The organism is Rhizobium sp. SSA_523 (assembly GCF_030435705.1).
Lineage (GTDB): Bacteria > Pseudomonadota > Alphaproteobacteria > Rhizobiales > Rhizobiaceae > Neorhizobium.
In genome coordinates this window covers 3,252,920-3,269,363 of sequence record NZ_CP129382.1, presented here as the reverse complement: position 1 = coordinate 3,269,363, position 16,444 = coordinate 3,252,920, and the positions used below count along the sequence as shown (strand labels likewise).

Here is a 16,444-nt window from a genome sequence, read left to right as displayed (position 1 = left end):
TGTCGATATCACTCAGGCACTCATCGCAACGAAGTGGCCTGGATCTATTTCCTGATGCGGAAGAATGGGCCGCTCGTCGCCGACACGCCGAACGGGATCGGGGATCTCGCCGTCGATACGCTGCGGCTTGCGTTGTGCTGTCGGGTCGGCGACGGGAACGGCGGACAGAAGGCGGCGCGTATACGCATGCGCCGGCGTCTCGAACACCTGGCGGCGCGTGCCGATTTCCATGATCTGACCGAGATAGAGAACCGCCACGCGATGGCTGATCTGTTCGACCACGGCCATGTCATGGCTGATGAACAGGTAAGCGAGATCGCGTTCGGCCTGCAGGTCCATGAAGAGATTGATGATCTGCGCCTGGATCGAGACATCCAGCGCAGACAGTGCTTCATCGGCAATGATCAGTTTCGGTTCGCAGGCGAGTGCGCGCGCAATGCAGACGCGCTGGCGCTGACCGCCGGAGAATTCATGCGGGAAGCGATCGGCATAGCCGGATCCGAGACCCACCCTTTCCAGCAATTCGTCGACGCGCCGGCGAACCGCCGTCTCCCCCGAGAGGAGACCGTGCGTGTGGATCGGTTCCGCCACCGAAAACCCGACCGTCTTGCGGGGATCGAGCGAGGCGAACGGATCCTGGAAAATATACTGGACATTGCGGTGCATGGAAAAGCGCTCGGACGCCGACATGTCCGCATAGCTCTTGCCGTTGAACAGGATCTGCCCGGAATTGGCCTTCTGCAACTGCTGGATTGTGCGCCCGATGGTGGACTTGCCGGATCCCGATTCGCCGACCAACGCCAGTGTCTCGCCCGGATGAATGTCGAAGCTGACATTGTTCACCGCGCTCAATCGATGCGTCACCTGGCCGAACATGGTCTTGCGGACATCGAAACGGACGGCGAGATTGCTGACGGAAAGGAGCGGCGCCTGATCATAGCGCGCCGTATCCTGGCGTCTTTCCTCGCCAATAACGGTTTTCTCGCCATCCTGCACGAGGGTGATGGGCATTCGTCGGGGAAAATCGTGACCTTCCATGCTGCCAAGGCGTGGCACGGCCGACAGAAGGGTCTGGGTATAGGGATGCTGCGGATCGGCGAAGAGCTGCCGGACCGGCCCCTCCTCCACTTTCCTGCCCTTCCACATGACGACGACATCATCTGCCATTTCGGCCACGACGCCCATGTCATGGGTGATGAAGATCATTCCCATGCCGAGTTCCTGCTGCAGATCGCGCATGATCTGCAGGATCTGCGCCTGGATGGTGACATCCAGCGCGGTTGTCGGCTCGTCGGCGATCAGGAGCTTCGGGCGGCAGGCGAGCGCCATGGCAATCATCACGCGTTGGCGCATGCCGCCGGACAGCTGGTGCGGATAGCGCTTGAGAAGCGCCGGGCCGCCCGGCAGCCGAACCATGTCAAGAAGCCGGCCCGCTTCGGCCAGCGCTGCCGCCTTGCCGATCTTCTCGTGCAGCATCAGCACTTCGCTGATCTGATCGCCAATCGTAAAGACCGGGTTGAGGGAGGTCATGGGCTCCTGGAAGATCATGGCAATGTCCTTGCCACGGATGCGCCGCATGTCTTTCTGCGAGGTCTGCAGCAGGTCTTTGCCGCCGAACAGGATGCGGCCACCGTTAAGTGACGCGCCCATCATGTCGGCGAGGCGCATGATCGACAGCGATGTCACCGATTTGCCGGACCCGGACTCGCCGACGATCGCCAGCGTCTTGCCCGGCGACACGGCAAATGAGAGGCCGTCTACAACCGTCTGCGCTCCGAAGCGGACGCTGAGATTGTCGACCGAGATCAGACTGTCTTGAAGCGGCGCGGATCGTGTCATTGTGAGGCCTCCGGCTGACCTTGCGGGCTGGGCAAGGACGTCGCTGCATTGTGCGATGGTAGGATATGCGCGATCACCGCGCCGGCTTTCTGCAGCGAGCCGGGCTTGGCGATGATCTTGAGGGTCCCGGCATGCGGGGCGACGATAGTGGTCTCCATCTTCATGGCGTCGAGAACGGCAAGCACTGCACCCTCTTCCACCTGATCGCCATCGGCATGTGTCCAATGCGTCAGATTGCCAGGAACCGGGGAGTACAAGGCCGTCTCATCCTTGTTGGCCATGCCGGCCATGTCGGCCATGTCGGCCGCTGCCGCCGGTTGCGATCCGGCACGACCGAAGAGACCGAGGAGACTTTCGGAAAGGCGAAGAGAAGACCGCTTGCCATCGATTTCGACCGAGACCGAGATCATCGATTGGTGATCCGGGGCTGCCGGGCGCAGCTGAGCCTCAAGGTGTTCCGAAAAATCCGTTTCGATCCAGCGCGTATGGACGCAAAACGCCTCTCCCGTAAAATCCGGATGATCGACAACGGCGCGATGGAAAGGCAGGACGGTCGGCACGCCCCCGATCTCGAATTCCGCAAGCGCGCGCCGCGCCCGCGCCAGCGCCGTCTTCCGGTCCGGGCCCCAGACGACGAGTTTGGCGATGAGAGAATCGAACATGCTGGGAACCGACGATCCCTGCGCGACACCGCTGTCCAGGCGGATACCCGGCCCGGCTGGCGCCACGAATGTTGAAATATCTCCGGAAAAGGGCAGGAAACCCCGTGCGGGATCTTCGACATTGATACGGAATTCGATGGCGTGGCCGTTCGGCTCCGGCATCTGCGTCCGGCTGATGGGCAGGCCTTCGGCAATGCGGAACTGTTCGACCACCAGGTCCAGTCCCGTTGTCTCTTCCGTCACCGGATGCTCGACCTGCAAACGGGTATTGACCTCCAGAAAGGAGATGACGCCGCTGGCACTGAGCAGGAACTCGACCGTTCCGGCGCCGACATAGCCGACAGCGGCGCAGATGTCGCTCGCGGCCTTGTGGATGAGGCCGCGTTGGTCCGGCGTCAGGAAGGGCGCCGGCGCTTCCTCCACGAGTTTCTGGTTGCGGCGCTGCAGCGAGCAGTCCCGCGTCCCCACCACCAGAACATGGCCGTGACGGTCGGCAAGGATCTGCGCCTCGATATGGCGCGGCCGGTCGAGAAACTGTTCGACATAGCATTCGCCGCGCCCGAAGGCGGCCAGAGCCTCGCGCCTGGCGGAGTGGAAACTCTCTTCAACCTCTTCGAGTGCCCGTGCGATCTTGAGGCCGCGTCCGCCGCCGCCATGCGCCGCCTTGATCGCGATCGGCAGGCCGAACCGGCGGGCGAAGGCAAGCGCTTCGGCGGCATTGTCGATGGCACCCTCGCTGCCTGCGACAAGCGGCGCCCCGACCTGTCTGGCGATCTCGCGCGCCTTCAGCTTGTCGCCAAGCGCGGCGATGACGTGGGGATCCGGCCCGATCCAGACCAGTCCCGCCTCTATGACCGCTTCGGCAAATTCGGCCCGTTCCGACAAGAAGCCATAGCCCGGATGGACGGCATCTGCGCCGGTGCGTCTGGCGATCCGGATGATCTTGTCGATGTCGAGATAGCTGTCTTTCGGGTTTACCCCGTCAAGGGCGTAAGCTTCGTCCGCCTGGCGCACGAACATGGCATCCGCATCGGCATCGGCATAGGCTGCGACGCTCCTGAGGCCGTAATCCCTGCAGGCCCTGATGATACGGACGGCGATTTCACCGCGATTGGCGATCAACACCTTCTTCATGATGGTTTTCCTGACATCAGGGACAAAGCGTCCGGGCTCAAGGCACGAAAGCGGATACGCGCACCGACCGGCGCCTGCCCCGCAAGATCGAGGTGATGGGTGGCGACATTGGCGATGACAGGATAGCCGCCCGTCAGTGGATGATCGGCGAGAAAGAGAACCGGCTGGCCATTCGCCGGCACCTGGATGGCGCCGCGCAAGGTAGCTTCGCTGGGCAGTTCGGCGGATATGCCGCGCTCCAGCACCTCGCCTTCGAGCCGGATGCCGACGCGGCTCGACTGTGGCGACACCGTCCATTCGCGGCTCAGGAAATGCTCGATGGAGCGAGGCGTGAACCAGCCATCGCGGGGGCCCAGAACCACATCCAGCCAAAGCACTTCATCCGCCCGGGGCATGGAGAAAGCCATAATTTCATCCAGCGCGACGACGCTGCCGGGTCTGGCCTCCAGGATACCGATGACCTCACCGGCGGCAAGCGGTGCGGGGCCGATCCTCGCCAGCATATCGGTCGAGAGGCTTCCGAGAACCGGCGCCACGTCGAAGCCGCCGCGAACCGCCAGATAGGCGCGAAGCCCTGCCTGCGCAGCGCCGAGGCTGACCGTATCGCCATCCTCAAGCGGCAAAGGCTTGGAATGGGAGGCGTCGAAGGTCGCGCCGGCGGCGGTCGTGATCGCAATCGGCAGGGAAGCGCCGGTCACGGCCATCACGCCGCGGCCGCGCATGCGGAAGGAGAAATGCCCGAAGACGATTTCCAGACCTGCGGCTGAGGGGTCGTTGCCGACCAGGCGATTGGCCGCCCTGAGGCTGGCTTGGTCGGCCGCCCCCGAAGCACCGATGCCCTGGCGTGTGAGGCCCTTTCGGCCGAGATCCTGGAACAGCACAGGAAAGCCCATCGATACCACTTCGATGGCGCATGCCCCTTCGCTCTTGCCGGTCGGGGCCCGGTGCAAGAAGGATGGGTTCTCCGGCTGCGGCCGGATTGCATAGGCGCGGTCGGCCGTGATGTCGCGAAAGCGGACCCGCTGGCCGGGCTGCAGCAGCGATGGGGGATCGCGCATGAGATCGAACATGGCCAATGGGGTCGTGCCGATCAATTGCCAGCCGCCCGGGCTTTCCTTGGGATAGACGCCGCTGAACGCATCGGCCAGTGCGACCGCACCGGCGGGAACATGGGTGCGCGGCGATGTGCGGCGTGGCACGCAGAGCTGCGGGTCGCCATCGGCAAGATAGGCAAAGCCGGGGGCGAAGCCGGTGAAAGCGACGCGGTAATCGCTCTGCACATGCCGCCGCACCACCTCTTCGACGCTCATCTCGAGCATGGCTGCCACGGCCGGCAGATCCTCGCCATCATAGCGCACCGGGATTTCGATCGGCACCGCGTCGGAAACGCGACTGCGCCTGGTGTCGACGGCGGCGATGGCGGCCATCAGGTCCTCGACGCCGGTAAGAACCGGGTCGAAGCAGATCATCACCGTGCGCGCCGCCGGGATCATGTCCAGCACGCCGGCCGGCATGTCGGCGGCGAGCGCATCATAAAGCGCCAGCGCCTCGTCGAGCCCGGCAAGCTCGATCAGAATGCTATCCGACCGCACAGGCAGGACGTGCATGCTGTTTCGGGCCTCGGTGCGAGGTTTGGCCGCAACGGGAGTCACGCGGGCGCACCCCGCGTCGCGAAAGCGCGTATCGTCAGACCGGCTTCCTGCAGGCGCATCCGCAAACAGCGAGCCATGGCAACAGCGTCCGGACTGTCGCCATGGACGCATATGCTCTGGGCTTCGATCCGGACCGGCTTGCCATCGACCGATTCGATTACGCCCTCGCGGACCAGCCGGATCATCCGCGCGGCCACCTCTTCCGGTTCATGCAGGACGGAACCCTTTTCCAGCCGGGAGACGAGCTCGCCATCCGCCGTATAGGCCCGGTCGGCAAAGGCTTCCGCCACGACATCGAGGCCGGCGGCGCGCGCCTGAGCGATCAGCGGCGAACCCGCAAGTGCCATGAGCGTCAGCGTGGGATCGACGGCCTGGATCGCGGCGATGACATCGGCGGCCTGACGCTCGTCGAAAGCGATCGCATTATAAAGCGCGCCATGCGGCTTTACATAGGTGACGCATGTTCCGGCCGCCTTTGCCAGCGCCTGCAGGGCGCCGATCTGGTAGATGACTTCGCTGCGCAATTCCTGGCTGGAGACGACCATGGCGCGCCGCCCGAAGCCGGCAAGGTCGCGGTAGCCGACATGGGCCCCCACGGCGACCCGCCTGTCGGCGGCCATGGTCAGGGTCCTGAAGATGCCGAGAGGATCGCCCGCGTGGAAGCCGCAGGCAATATTGGCGCTGCTCGCCACATCCAGCATGGCTGCATCGTCGCCCATGGTCCAGGCGCCAAAGCTTTCCCCGAGATCGCTGTTGATGTCGATGTCCCGCACCCGGCCCTCCAAGGCAAGTTAACGGGATGAAATGCTAGTTAAGGAGGACAATCCCGTCAACCGTGTTGAACAATCTTTTTGCATTGCTCTACATTTAGTCAGATATCTCGCAGGAGCCACTGGCGGTTGCGGAGGGAATATGCCCATTTTCTGAAGCGACCGCGGCAAGTTCAATGTAAGCAGGTTGCAGCTTTTGCTCCCGATGCTATGGGATGCAATCGCCGGGGCGCTGTTCAGACAATCGGCATATGCAAGCGGGATGACATGACGATACTCAATCGGGAAGGTGGGCCAGGTGGCGGGCCGATCTCGTCCGCCGGTCAGACTCTGGCGGAAACCGTGGCGGCGCGCATTCGCGAGAAGGTGATTTCCGGTCGCCTGACGCCCGGCAGCCACCTCTCCGAACTGGCGCTGAGCGAGGAGCTCGCGGTTTCCCGCAATACGTTGCGGGAAGTGTTCCGCATGCTGACCAAGGAAGGCCTGCTGCGCCACGAGGCCAATCGCGGCGTCTTCGTCTCGACGCCGAGCGTCTCCACCATCATGGATATCTACCGGGTCCGCCGGATGATCGAGTGCCGCGCGCTCGACAGGGCGCATCCCAGCCATCCGGGCACGCGCAAGATGCGCGCGGCGGTGGAAGCCGCCCAGTCATGCCGCGAAAACGCCGATTGGCTTGGGGTCGGAAGCGCCGATATCGCCTTTCACAGCGGCGTGGTGGAACTGGCCGACAGCCCGCGCGTCTCCGCCTTTTTCGTCGAAGTGTCGCTGGAATTGCGGCTCGTCTTCGGCCTGCTGCAGGATCCGGAATTCCTCCACGCGCCCTTCATCGACCAGAACATGAATATTCTGACGAAGTTCGAAAGCGGTCAGGCGGCGGCGGCCGCGCAGATGATGGAGGCCTATCTCGACCAGGCGGAACGCTTCATTCTGGGCGCCTATCAGCGGATCGCCGCCCAATCCAGGTCGCCGCTTTAGCATTTCCGGATATGGGCCACGCGTATCAGCCCTGACTCGAAAGAAGACCACGCCGAGGCTCTGATCGCCGCAGATCCGGAATGATCGCGGCCGATGTCAGGAGATCATGTCAAGGTTTGGAAGTCGCCTCAGCCCCGACCGCTAGAGAAGCCGCAAAGGCTCGGCATGCCCAAGGGGCATGGCTGCAAGCTTCAATTGTCGAAGAAAGGAAAGTGGCGCACCCGAAGAGATTCGAACTCCTGACCCCCAGATTCGTAGTCTGGTGCTCTATCCAGCTGAGCTACGGGTGCCTGCCGTTTCTCGACGTTCAGTAGCGTCGCGGCGTGTGGCGATCCTCTAAAGCCTCTCGCTTTCGAATGCAAGCGATTTTGCCCAAGGCTCTGTCATTTTACTGAGATATCACTCCAAGCAATTGTTATTATTCCATATTTTTCATGCCCTCGCCCGGTAGTCCTCCAGCGAGACGGGGCGATCGGGGATTTCAATGCGAAATTGCGTTCCCGGTCCCGGCTTCTCGACCAGAGCGATCGTGCCGCCATGGGCGAGGATCAGTTCGCGCGCAATGGCAAGTCCAAGCCCTGTGCCGCCGGAGCGGGCGGAACCGCGAAAGGCGGTGAAGAGGTTCTCCCTCGCCTTTCGCGGCATGCCCGGTCCATTGTCGTCGATCGTGATGCTGACCACGCTACCGACGCGCTGGGCGGTGAGACTGAGGCGCTTGCCGCTGCCATCCTCCGGCGGCGAGGCCTGACCGAGAGCCTGCAGCGCATTGCGGCAGAGATTATGGATGACGCGGAACAACTGCTCCGAATCGGCATCCACCTCGATGTCCTCGGAGACCTGGTCAACGAAATCAATATCGCCTTCGGGATCGATGGCGAGCATGTCGCGCACCTCCCGGCACAGTCCGGCCAGCGGCAGGAGCCGCCTTCGAGGCATGGCCTCATCCGCCTGCCCATAGGCCAGAACCTCATTCGTATAGCCAACGGCGCGATCAATGGTGCGCAGCAGTTTCGGCGCAAAGCTTCGGACCATGGGATCATCGACATCCACCAGCCGGTCGGACATCAACTGGGCGGAGGCAAGGATATTGCGCATATCATGGTTGATCTTCGACACGGCCAGGCCGAGATCGGCCAGGTTCTTCTTCTGCTTGAGCGTCCGCTGCAATTCCATCTGCATTGCTGCCAGATGCGCGCCGGCGACCTCGAGTTCTCCCCGGGCATGGCCGGGCGCGAAGATGCGTTCGGGATCTTCCGGCTGTTCGGAGAAGCTCTGCATGCCATGCGTCAGCCGACGCAGCGGTCCGATCATCATCTTGTTGATGGCGATATAGATGAGGCCCGCGGTGACCAGCGATATCAGCAGCGAAATGCCGAACATCATTTTGGAGAAGCCGATCATCGCCTTGCGCAAGGCATCATCCGGCATCACCAGTTCGATGACCATATCGGTCTCGCCGATCGGGCCGAACACGCGCATCACCCGCCCACCGCCAAAGACAAGGGTATCGAGGGCATTGCGCATGGAGCCGAATGCCGTCTCATTGGCCAGATCGATCTGCTGGTCCACCTGCGGCGGCACATCGATGGCGGCAAGCAGGCGCGAGGTCCCGTCCTTTTTCAGGGCGAGAAGCTTGGTGCCGGTGGCCAGCAGTGTATCGTCCTGAACGGCGCGCGGCAGTTCGGCCGGCTGCAGACCGTCGATGACGATGCCGGCGGCGGCGGCGGTATCCAGCCGGTCACGCAGCCAGGTCATGCGCATCACCGAAATCGACGGCACGAAGATCAGGACCTCTGCGAACATCACGAAAATGACGGTCAGCCACAAAAGACGGCCGGACAGGCCGCGAAGCCGCTGCGGCATGCGCGGCAGGGTGCTGTCCGCCCCGCCCCGCGTCCCGGGCGAACCGTCCTCCACTCTAGCGGATATGTCCGCCTCGGATCTCATGCGGATCTCCGTCTCGATGAATGGCACCCGGTCTGGAACCAATCGTCCCGTTTGCACTGCAGAATAAAGGGTTCGGCCGCTTATTTCCAGTCCGGCTAGATGACAGTATGGTAAGGTTGGTCGTGCAGCTGTCTCCGCCCCGCACTCGTCATGGCCTCATGCCCGTCTCAAGCCTTGCCTTCGTCCCGAGCCTTATCTTCGTCACAAGCCTCATGCCTGTCCTTGTCTTATGCTCGGATTGGGCTTCCGGATCAGTCGCGTGATCAAAATCACGAGAGCAGGCGGGAAATACGGGCAAGGCAGAAAGAGGACGCAGCCGGCGGACGAATTGACTTTTGCCGCAAACTCCTCTTATAAGCCGCGCACGTGAGGTGTTTCGGCAGGCGCGCGTGCGCCCGGCCGTGCCGTAACGTTCCCAAAAGCAACGCTCTTGCTCCTCAAAAGAGGGCAAATTCAAGAAGGGCCGCACACCGCGGTGTTAAAAAAATGAAGCGTACCTATCAACCGTCCAAGCTTGTTCGCAAGCGTCGCCACGGTTTCCGTGCTCGTATGGCAACCCAGGGCGGCCGCAAGGTTCTGTCCGCCCGCCGCAGCCGCGGTCGCAAGCGTCTGTCGGCCTAAGGCCGGCCCTGCCCGGGTCGCTGCGGGCGATGACGGAACAGGATATCCACGAACAGACTGTCGGGCGGCTGAAGAGCCGGCCGCAGTTTCTTGCCGTTCGCAACGGCGAAAAGCGCCGCGGCCCGTATTTCCTCGTTGAAGTGCTGGACCGCAAGCAGCCCGGCACTGCCCCCCGCGTCGGCTTTACCGTCACGAAGAAACAGGGCAATGCTGTCGAGCGCAACCGGATGAAGCGGCGCCTGCGCGAGGCGGTGAGGCATTCTGCCGGATTTGCAATGAATGAGGGACATGACTATGTCATTGTCGCCCGGCGGGACATGCTGAACGCACCTTTTGCCGAGCTCGCGGCAGCGCTTTCCGAACGCGTGGGAAGCAGACCGAAACAGAAGCGGTCCGAGGAGACCCGTTCCAGGAAAGCATGATGGAAAAGAACCGTAACTATTACATCGCGATCGCGCTATCGGTGCTGATCGTCCTGGGCTGGCAGTTCCTCTATATGAACCCGAGGATGGAGGCCCAGCGCGCGGCCCAGCAGGCGCAACAGGCCCAGCAGGCCGAGATGCAGGCCCAATCCCAGGCCGCCGGCAATCCTCAGGCCGATGCCGCAGGCGGACAGGCGGGCCAGACCGGCCAATCGGGCCAGGTGAGCGGTACGCTGCCCGGTTCCTCGCAGGCCCCGGCTGCCGCCACGCGCGAACAGGCGATCGCCAGGACGCCGCGGGTGGCCATCGACACGCAGGCGCTTTCGGGTTCGATCAACCTCACCGGCGCACGCCTGGACGACCTGCATCTGCGCGATTATCACGAGACCGTGGATCCCGCGAGCCCGACGATCACGCTGCTGTCGCCGGCCGATACCAAAGGCGGCTATTTTACCGAAATCGGCTTTATTCCGGGTGAGAATGTAGGTTCCGTCCCCGGCCCTTCGACCGTCTGGACGGTTGCAAGCGGCGACAAGCTGACGGCACAGACGCCGGTGACCCTGCAGTTCACCAATGACAAGGGCGTCGTCTTCTCGCGCACTTTCGCGGTGGACGAACATTATATGGTGACTGTCACCGATAAGGTCGAAAACGCCACCGGCGCTGCGATCTCGCTTGCCAGCTACGGCCGGGTGACGAGGTACAACAAGCCCGAGCACGCCTCCGTCTACGTCATCCATGAGGGTTTCCTCGGCGTCCTCGGCACGGAAGGCGGCCTGACGGAAGAGAGCTACAGCAGCGTCGAAAAAGAGCCCTACACCTTCCCCAAGGCAACCGGCGGCTGGCTCGGCATCACCGACAAATACTGGGCGACCACGCTCATTCCTCCGCAGACCCTGCCTTATGAGGCGAGGTTCACGCATTTCGCCGATGGACAGGCGCGCTTTCAGGCCGATTACAAGACCGATGCCGTGACCGTGCAGCCGGGCCAGTCGACCGAAATGAAGAACCTGATCTTTGCCGGCGCCAAGGAAGTGCCGCTGGTGGACGGGTACGAGCAGTCGCTCGGCATTCCGCGCTTCGACCTCCTGATCGACTGGGGATGGTTCTATTTCATCACCAAGCCGATGTTCAAGCTGATGGATTTCTTCTTCCGCTACTTCGGCAATTTTGGCGTGGCCATCCTGTGCACCACGATCGTCGTCAAGCTCCTGTTCTTCCCGCTCGCCAACAAGCAATACGCATCCATGGCGGGCATGAAGCGCGTGCAGCCGAAGATGGAAGAGTTGAAGGCCAAGCATGGCGACGACCGCATGGCGCTGCAGCAGGCCATGATGCAGCTCTACAAGGAGGAGAAGATCAACCCGATCGCCGGCTGCTGGCCGGTCCTCCTGCAGATCCCGATCTTCTTCTCGCTCTACAAGGTGATCTACGTCACCATCGAGATGCGGCATGCGCCCTTCTTCGGCTGGATCCAGGATCTGTCTGCGCCCGATCCGACCTCGCTGTTCAACCTGTTCGGCCTGCTGCCCTATGACGTGCCGCATGCGCTGATGATCGGCGTCTGGCCCATCATCATGGGCATCACCATGTTCCTGCAGATGCGCATGAACCCGACGCCGCCCGATCCCACCCAGGCGATGATCTTCACCTGGATGCCTCTGGTCTTCACCTTCATGCTGGCCTCCTTCCCGGCCGGTCTGGTTATCTACTGGGCCTGGAACAACACGCTGTCGATCATGCAGCAGGCACTCATCATGAAGCGCAACGGCGCCAAGATCGAGCTGTTCGACAATTTGAAGGGCGTGTTCCGACGAAAATCGACAGCCGGGAAATAGCCTTTTACGGGACCCCGGACCTCGTCCGGGGTTTTCGTTTCAGGCAATGGCGAGCGCAAACGATGCAGGACGAGAAGAGAGACGAGGCATGATGGACAGCGACAGCACCGGCAACGAGAAGCCGCTTTTCGGCCGCCCGTGGATCTTCATCCGAGGCGTCCCGTCCCTGCAGTTCCTGCCGCCCGAGGGGCCGCCGGAAGTGGCCTTTGCCGGCCGATCGAATGTGGGAAAATCCTCGCTGATCAATGCGCTGGTCGGCCATCGCGGCCTGGCCCGCACATCCAATACGCCTGGCCGAACACAGGAGCTGAACTTCTTCGTGCCGGAAGGCTATTCCGGCGAGGCCGGCGACCTGCCGCCCATGGCGCTGATCGACATGCCCGGCTATGGCTATGCCCAGGCGCCAAAGGACCAGGTGGATTCCTGGACCAAGCTGGTCTTCGATTATCTGCGCGGCCGCGCGACGCTGAAGCGCGTCTATGTGCTGATCGACAGCCGTCACGGTATCAAGAAGAATGACGAGGACGTCCTGACGCTGCTCGACAAGGCGGCCGTTTCCTACCAGATCGTTCTGACCAAGACCGACAAGATCAAGCCGCCGGCCGTGACCCGCCTGATGGCGGAAACGGCGGAGAAGATCCGCAAGAGGCCGGCCGCCTATCCGGAAATCCTCTCGACCTCCTCGGAAAAGGGCGCAGGGCTGGACGAGCTGAGACAAGAGATCTGCAAGACAGTCGGACGGCCCGTGCAGGATCTCTGAGCGGCCCTGAAGAGAGCTGCTTATGGTCCCTGAACCTGGCCCTGCACCTGGCCAAGTGCCAGGAGCGGCAGGCTGGGTTCGCCGGTGGCGGAGCCGCCCGGCTCTTCGAGGCTGACGGCAAGCGTGGCGCCTTTTACCAGCTTCTGCCGCAGTGCCGGCGCAAGCACCAGGCTATCGCCCGCCTTCTGCGGCACGAGGCCCAGCGAGGTGGATGCGCCGCCGTCGCCCATCAGCCAAAGCTCAAGCACCTGGGGTCGGTCATCGGCCGCAGCCGCAACGGGCGCCAGCCGCAGCAGACCGGTTTTCGGATCGTAGGCTGCCGACAGGCTGATCGAACCGGTATCCTGTGTGGCGAGATCCGCCCGCAAGGCCGCGGCGCCCTCCGCATGGAAGGCGGAACGCTCGGCAAACAGAACCGTGCCGGCCAGCAGGAAGGTCGAGGCGAAGGCCAGCGATCGCCAGAGGCCAACGGATCGCCAGGCTGCGGCCAGGACCCCGCCGCGCGCCGAAGGCGTCCCCATGCCCCTGACAGGGCGAAGGCTCGGCAAGACCTGGGGAAGGGCCAGACGCAGGGGCGAGGCCGGCTGATCATCGTCCTCCAGCGGCACCAGGTTCTCCTCCCAGCGCGAGACGATCGCGGCGAAGGGCTGGTCATGGCGTAAGCGAGCCTCGACGCGCTGACGCGCTTCCGCCGACAGCATCCCCAAAACATATTCTCCCGCAAGAACCTCGTCGCGGGCGCGGTCTCCTTCGCTCTGGTCCCGTCTGGCCATCAATCCTGCACTCGTTCGGTTTGGAGGAGCTTTGGAAAGGACGCGCCGCCTGGAATGCCTGGCCGGCGCTGCATTCTCGACGGCACCAGTCCCGAAAAGGGTCGTCCGCAATGCCCGAGCCAAGCCTGAACCATGCCTGCGCTACCCATACCCACAGGCCGATGCTCACGCTCTACCGGCCGGTGGGCCGAACGTCCGATGGGTCGAGCCCGCTCCGGTGCCATGCGCGACACGCCTCCCCTGGCGCTCCTCACCTTCGCCATCAGGCCTAGGATCGGACTCTTCGTCCGGAGTGTCAATGCAGGAGTATCAGGCGGATCGCCGCGCAGCTGCGTCAATCGCGCCAGCACATGGGTTCCTAAGATCGCGTTTTGGTATTACAAGGCCGCACCCGGTGTTCAAGAGGTGTTTTGATGTCCCCTTCCGAAAGCGAAATGCAGGCCCGGCTCCTGGCGCAGGCCCTGCCCTACATGCAGAAATACGAGAACAAGACGATCGTCGTCAAATATGGCGGCCACGCCATGGGCGACAGCGCGCTCGGCAAGGCTTTCGCGGAGGATATCGCCCTGCTCAAGCAGTCAGGCATCAACCCGATCGTCGTGCATGGCGGCGGCCCGCAGATTGGTGCCATGCTGAGCAAGATGGGGATCGAATCGAAGTTCGAAGGCGGTCTGCGCGTGACCGACCAGAAGACGGTCGAAATCGTCGAAATGGTTCTTGCCGGCTCCATCAACAAGGAGATCGTGGCGCTGATCAACCAGACAGGGGAATGGGCAATCGGGCTTTGCGGCAAGGACGGCAACATGGTGTTTGCCGAGAAGGCCAAGAAGACGGTGATCGATCCGGATTCCAATATCGAGCGCGTTCTTGACCTGGGCTTTGTCGGGGAAATCGTCGAGGTGGACCGCACGCTGCTCGATCTCCTGGCAAAATCCGAGATGATCCCGGTCATCGCACCCGTCGCCCCGGGTCGTGACGGAGCCACCTACAACATCAATGCGGACACGTTTGCCGGCGCGATCGCGGGTGCCCTGCGCGCCGACCGGCTGCTGTTTTTGACCGATGTGCCAGGCGTTCTGGACAAGGACAAGAACCTCATCAAGGAATTGTCCGTGGCACAGGCTCAGGCCCTGATCAGGGACGGCACGATCTCCGGCGGCATGATCCCGAAGGTGGAGACTTGTATCGATGCCATCAGGGCCGGGGTTCAGGGCGTCGTCATCCTGAACGGCAAGGTGGCCCATTCGGTTCTTTTGGAAATTTTCACCGAAGGCGCCGGAACGCTGATCGTTCCCTGATCACGACCACGCCAGAAGCGCGAGGATGCCTGTAACGATCAGCAGGCATCCCACCAATTCGAGACGGTTGATCCGTTCCTTGAACAGGATGACCGAAGAGGCGAAGGTAAAGACGAGTTCGATCTGGCCGAGCGCGCGCACATAGGCCACCTGCTGCAGCGTCATGGCCGTGAACCATCCCGCCGAACCGACAACGCCTGCAAGCCCCACCAGCGATGCGGTGCGCCAGGCCTTGGCCACCCGGACAATCTCGCCGGCATCCGTCAGCAGCATCCAGCCCAGCATGAAGATCGTCTGGAAGCCGGTGACGCAGACAAGCGTCACCGCCGCCTGCATCACCGCGTTCGGTCCCTCGAGCGCAAGGGAAGCACTGCGATAGGCGACGGCGGAGATGCCGAACACGGCACCGGACGCCATGCCGATCAATGCCGTCCTGCTGAACAGCGAGGACCAGAGATTGCGCAGGGTGAGCGGCGAGCGGGCAATGGAAATGATCATGACTCCGACAACCCCGATAACGATGGCGACAGCCGCCCCGCTTGTGAGGCTCTCGCCCAGGATCAGGGCGCCGAAGATCGCCGCCTGGACCGGCTCCGTCTTCGAATAGGCCGTGCCGACGGCGAAATTGCGCAGGGTGAACAGATGGACGAGCATGATGGTGGCGTAGATCTGCGCCAACCCGCCGATCACGGCCCAGAAGGCGAAGGTAAGATTGAGCGCCGGAAGCCGGTAGCCGCCGAAGCGATGTAGGGCGACGACATAAAGGACGGCGATGGGAAAGCCGTAGCCGAAGCGCACAAAGCTTGCGCCTCGCGTTCCCAGTTCGCCCTGAAGGTGCTTCTGCAGGGTCGAGCGCAGGTTCTGCAGAAAGGCGGCGGCAATCGTGATCGGGATCCAGGCTTCCATGACCCATGGCGCTAGCACGGTCGCGTTGCCTCGCCAAGCCGGACAGAGGCCGGATCGGATCGCTGCTTTTCTTTCCCGCGGGGAAGGTGCATAAAGCCGGCATGCCTCATCTGACCACATCGCCCGATCCCGCCGCCTTTTCCCATGTTCGGGACTGGGTCTTCGATCTCGACAACACGCTCTATCCGCATCACGTCAATCTGTTTTCGCAGATCGATCGCAACATGACGGATTTCGTCGCCGAGCTCCTGCAGATGGATCGCGACGACGCCCGTAAATTGCAGAAGCAATATTACCACGAGCACGGCACGACGCTGAAGGGCCTGATGGTCCATCACAAGATCGACCCCAATGCCTTTCTCGAAAAGGCGCATGCGATCGATTACTCGGCGCTTCTGCCGCATCCGGAACTCGGCGCGGCGATCAAGGCCCTGCCCGGCCGCAAGTTCATCTTCACCAATGGCACCGTCTCGCATGCCGAGGCCGCGGCGCGGGCCCTCGGCATTCTCGACCATTTCGATGAGATCTTCGATATTGTCGCCGCCGAATTCGTGCCCAAGCCGGCTGGCGAGACCTATAACAAGTTCGCCCAGCTCAACCGCGTCGACGTCAAGAACGCTGCCATGTTCGAGGACCTGCCGCGCAATCTCCAGGTGCCGCGCGTGCTCGGCATGACGACGGTTCTGCTGGTGCCCCGCAATCTCGGGGATTTTGTAATCGAACGCTGGGAACAGGCGGACGAGGCCGATCCCAATGTCGACTTCATGACGGACGACCTGACCGGCTTCCTGCAATCCATCCTGCCGGCCTGACGCGGCGAGTGCCGGCTGACAGTCGCCGGAAT

Annotated in this window: 14 protein-coding genes and 1 tRNA gene; 7 read left to right on the top strand and 8 right to left on the bottom strand. The window is 62.7% G+C overall.

What is annotated here, in order from left to right:
• Window positions 1–12 precede the first annotated feature (12 nt).
• Genes QTJ18_RS23805 through QTJ18_RS23790 form a run of 4 tightly spaced genes read right to left on the bottom strand, consistent with a single transcriptional unit; the run spans window position 13 to window position 6,060 of the window.
• Window positions 13–1,839 (bottom strand): ABC transporter ATP-binding protein, encoded by a 1,827-nt coding sequence (locus QTJ18_RS23805; RefSeq protein WP_252753366.1) that lies wholly within the window; start codon window positions 1,837–1,839, stop codon window positions 13–15.
• A complete protein-coding gene (locus tag QTJ18_RS23800) occupies window positions 1,836–3,635 on the bottom strand; it encodes an acetyl/propionyl/methylcrotonyl-CoA carboxylase subunit alpha (RefSeq protein WP_252753367.1) in 1,800 nt (599 codons plus the stop codon). Before QTJ18_RS23800 ends, QTJ18_RS23805 begins: the two co-directional genes overlap by 4 nt.
• Complete coding sequence (locus QTJ18_RS23795) at window positions 3,632–5,242, bottom strand: 5-oxoprolinase subunit B/C family protein (RefSeq protein WP_252753368.1); 1,611 nt, start codon at window positions 5,240–5,242, stop codon at window positions 3,632–3,634. Before QTJ18_RS23795 ends, QTJ18_RS23800 begins: the two co-directional genes overlap by 4 nt.
• A 41-nt stretch (window positions 5,243–5,283) precedes the next feature.
• On the bottom strand, window positions 5,284–6,060 hold the full coding sequence (locus tag QTJ18_RS23790) for a LamB/YcsF family protein (RefSeq protein ID WP_252753369.1): 777 nt from the start codon (window positions 6,058–6,060) through the stop codon (window positions 5,284–5,286).
• A 264-nt stretch (window positions 6,061–6,324) separates the two neighbouring features.
• Here QTJ18_RS23790 and QTJ18_RS23785 point away from each other — a divergent pair, with 264 nt between their 5' ends.
• Window positions 6,325–7,035, top strand: coding sequence for a GntR family transcriptional regulator (locus QTJ18_RS23785; protein ID WP_252753370.1), 711 nt, complete (start codon window positions 6,325–6,327; stop codon window positions 7,033–7,035).
• 213 nt (window positions 7,036–7,248) lie between these two features.
• On the opposite strand, the gene QTJ18_RS23780 is transcribed toward QTJ18_RS23785, so the two are convergent.
• A tRNA-Arg gene (locus QTJ18_RS23780) sits at window positions 7,249–7,325 on the bottom strand.
• A gap of 142 nt (window positions 7,326–7,467) precedes the next feature.
• Window positions 7,468–8,898: an ATP-binding protein gene (locus QTJ18_RS23775; RefSeq protein WP_252753672.1), complete on the bottom strand. Its 1,431-nt coding sequence runs from the start codon at window positions 8,896–8,898 to the stop codon at window positions 7,468–7,470.
• 570 nt (window positions 8,899–9,468) lie between these two features.
• Between QTJ18_RS23775 and rpmH the strand changes: the two genes are divergently transcribed.
• The 4 genes from rpmH (at window position 9,469) to yihA (ending at window position 12,623) form a co-directional block, all read left to right on the top strand.
• On the top strand, window positions 9,469–9,603 hold the full coding sequence (gene rpmH, locus QTJ18_RS23770; RefSeq protein WP_252753371.1) for a 50S ribosomal protein L34: 135 nt from the start codon (window positions 9,469–9,471) through the stop codon (window positions 9,601–9,603).
• A gap of 29 nt (window positions 9,604–9,632) precedes the next feature.
• The gene (gene rnpA / locus QTJ18_RS23765) at window positions 9,633–10,025 is read left to right on the top strand and encodes a ribonuclease P protein component (RefSeq protein WP_252753372.1); all 393 of its coding nucleotides are present in this window, start codon (window positions 9,633–9,635) and stop codon (window positions 10,023–10,025) included.
• Complete coding sequence (yidC, locus tag QTJ18_RS23760; RefSeq protein WP_252753673.1) at window positions 10,025–11,863, top strand: membrane protein insertase YidC; 1,839 nt, start codon at window positions 10,025–10,027, stop codon at window positions 11,861–11,863. The genes rnpA and yidC overlap by 1 nt, the downstream gene beginning before the upstream one ends.
• A gap of 91 nt (window positions 11,864–11,954) precedes the next feature.
• The gene (gene yihA / locus QTJ18_RS23755; protein ID WP_252753674.1) at window positions 11,955–12,623 is read left to right on the top strand and encodes a ribosome biogenesis GTP-binding protein YihA/YsxC; all 669 of its coding nucleotides are present in this window, start codon (window positions 11,955–11,957) and stop codon (window positions 12,621–12,623) included.
• A 20-nt stretch (window positions 12,624–12,643) separates the two neighbouring features.
• Here the strand turns inward: yihA and QTJ18_RS23750 are convergent, their stop codons facing one another.
• Window positions 12,644–13,396, bottom strand: coding sequence for an anti-sigma factor (locus QTJ18_RS23750; RefSeq protein ID WP_252753373.1), 753 nt, complete (start codon window positions 13,394–13,396; stop codon window positions 12,644–12,646).
• Between the two features lie 413 nt (window positions 13,397–13,809).
• Between QTJ18_RS23750 and argB the strand changes: the two genes are divergently transcribed.
• A complete protein-coding gene (gene argB, locus QTJ18_RS23745) occupies window positions 13,810–14,694 on the top strand; it encodes an acetylglutamate kinase (protein ID WP_252753374.1) in 885 nt (294 codons plus the stop codon).
• Here the strand turns inward: argB and QTJ18_RS23740 are convergent, their stop codons facing one another.
• Window positions 14,695–15,600: an EamA family transporter gene (locus tag QTJ18_RS23740; RefSeq protein ID WP_252753675.1), complete on the bottom strand. Its 906-nt coding sequence runs from the start codon at window positions 15,598–15,600 to the stop codon at window positions 14,695–14,697.
• Between the two features lie 101 nt (window positions 15,601–15,701).
• Here QTJ18_RS23740 and QTJ18_RS23735 point away from each other — a divergent pair, with 101 nt between their 5' ends.
• Window positions 15,702–16,412 carry a pyrimidine 5'-nucleotidase gene (locus QTJ18_RS23735; protein ID WP_252753375.1) on the top strand — a complete coding sequence of 237 codons (711 nt, stop codon included), beginning with the start codon at window positions 15,702–15,704 and terminating at the stop codon, window positions 16,410–16,412.
• Window positions 16,413–16,444: the final 32 nt, after the last annotated feature.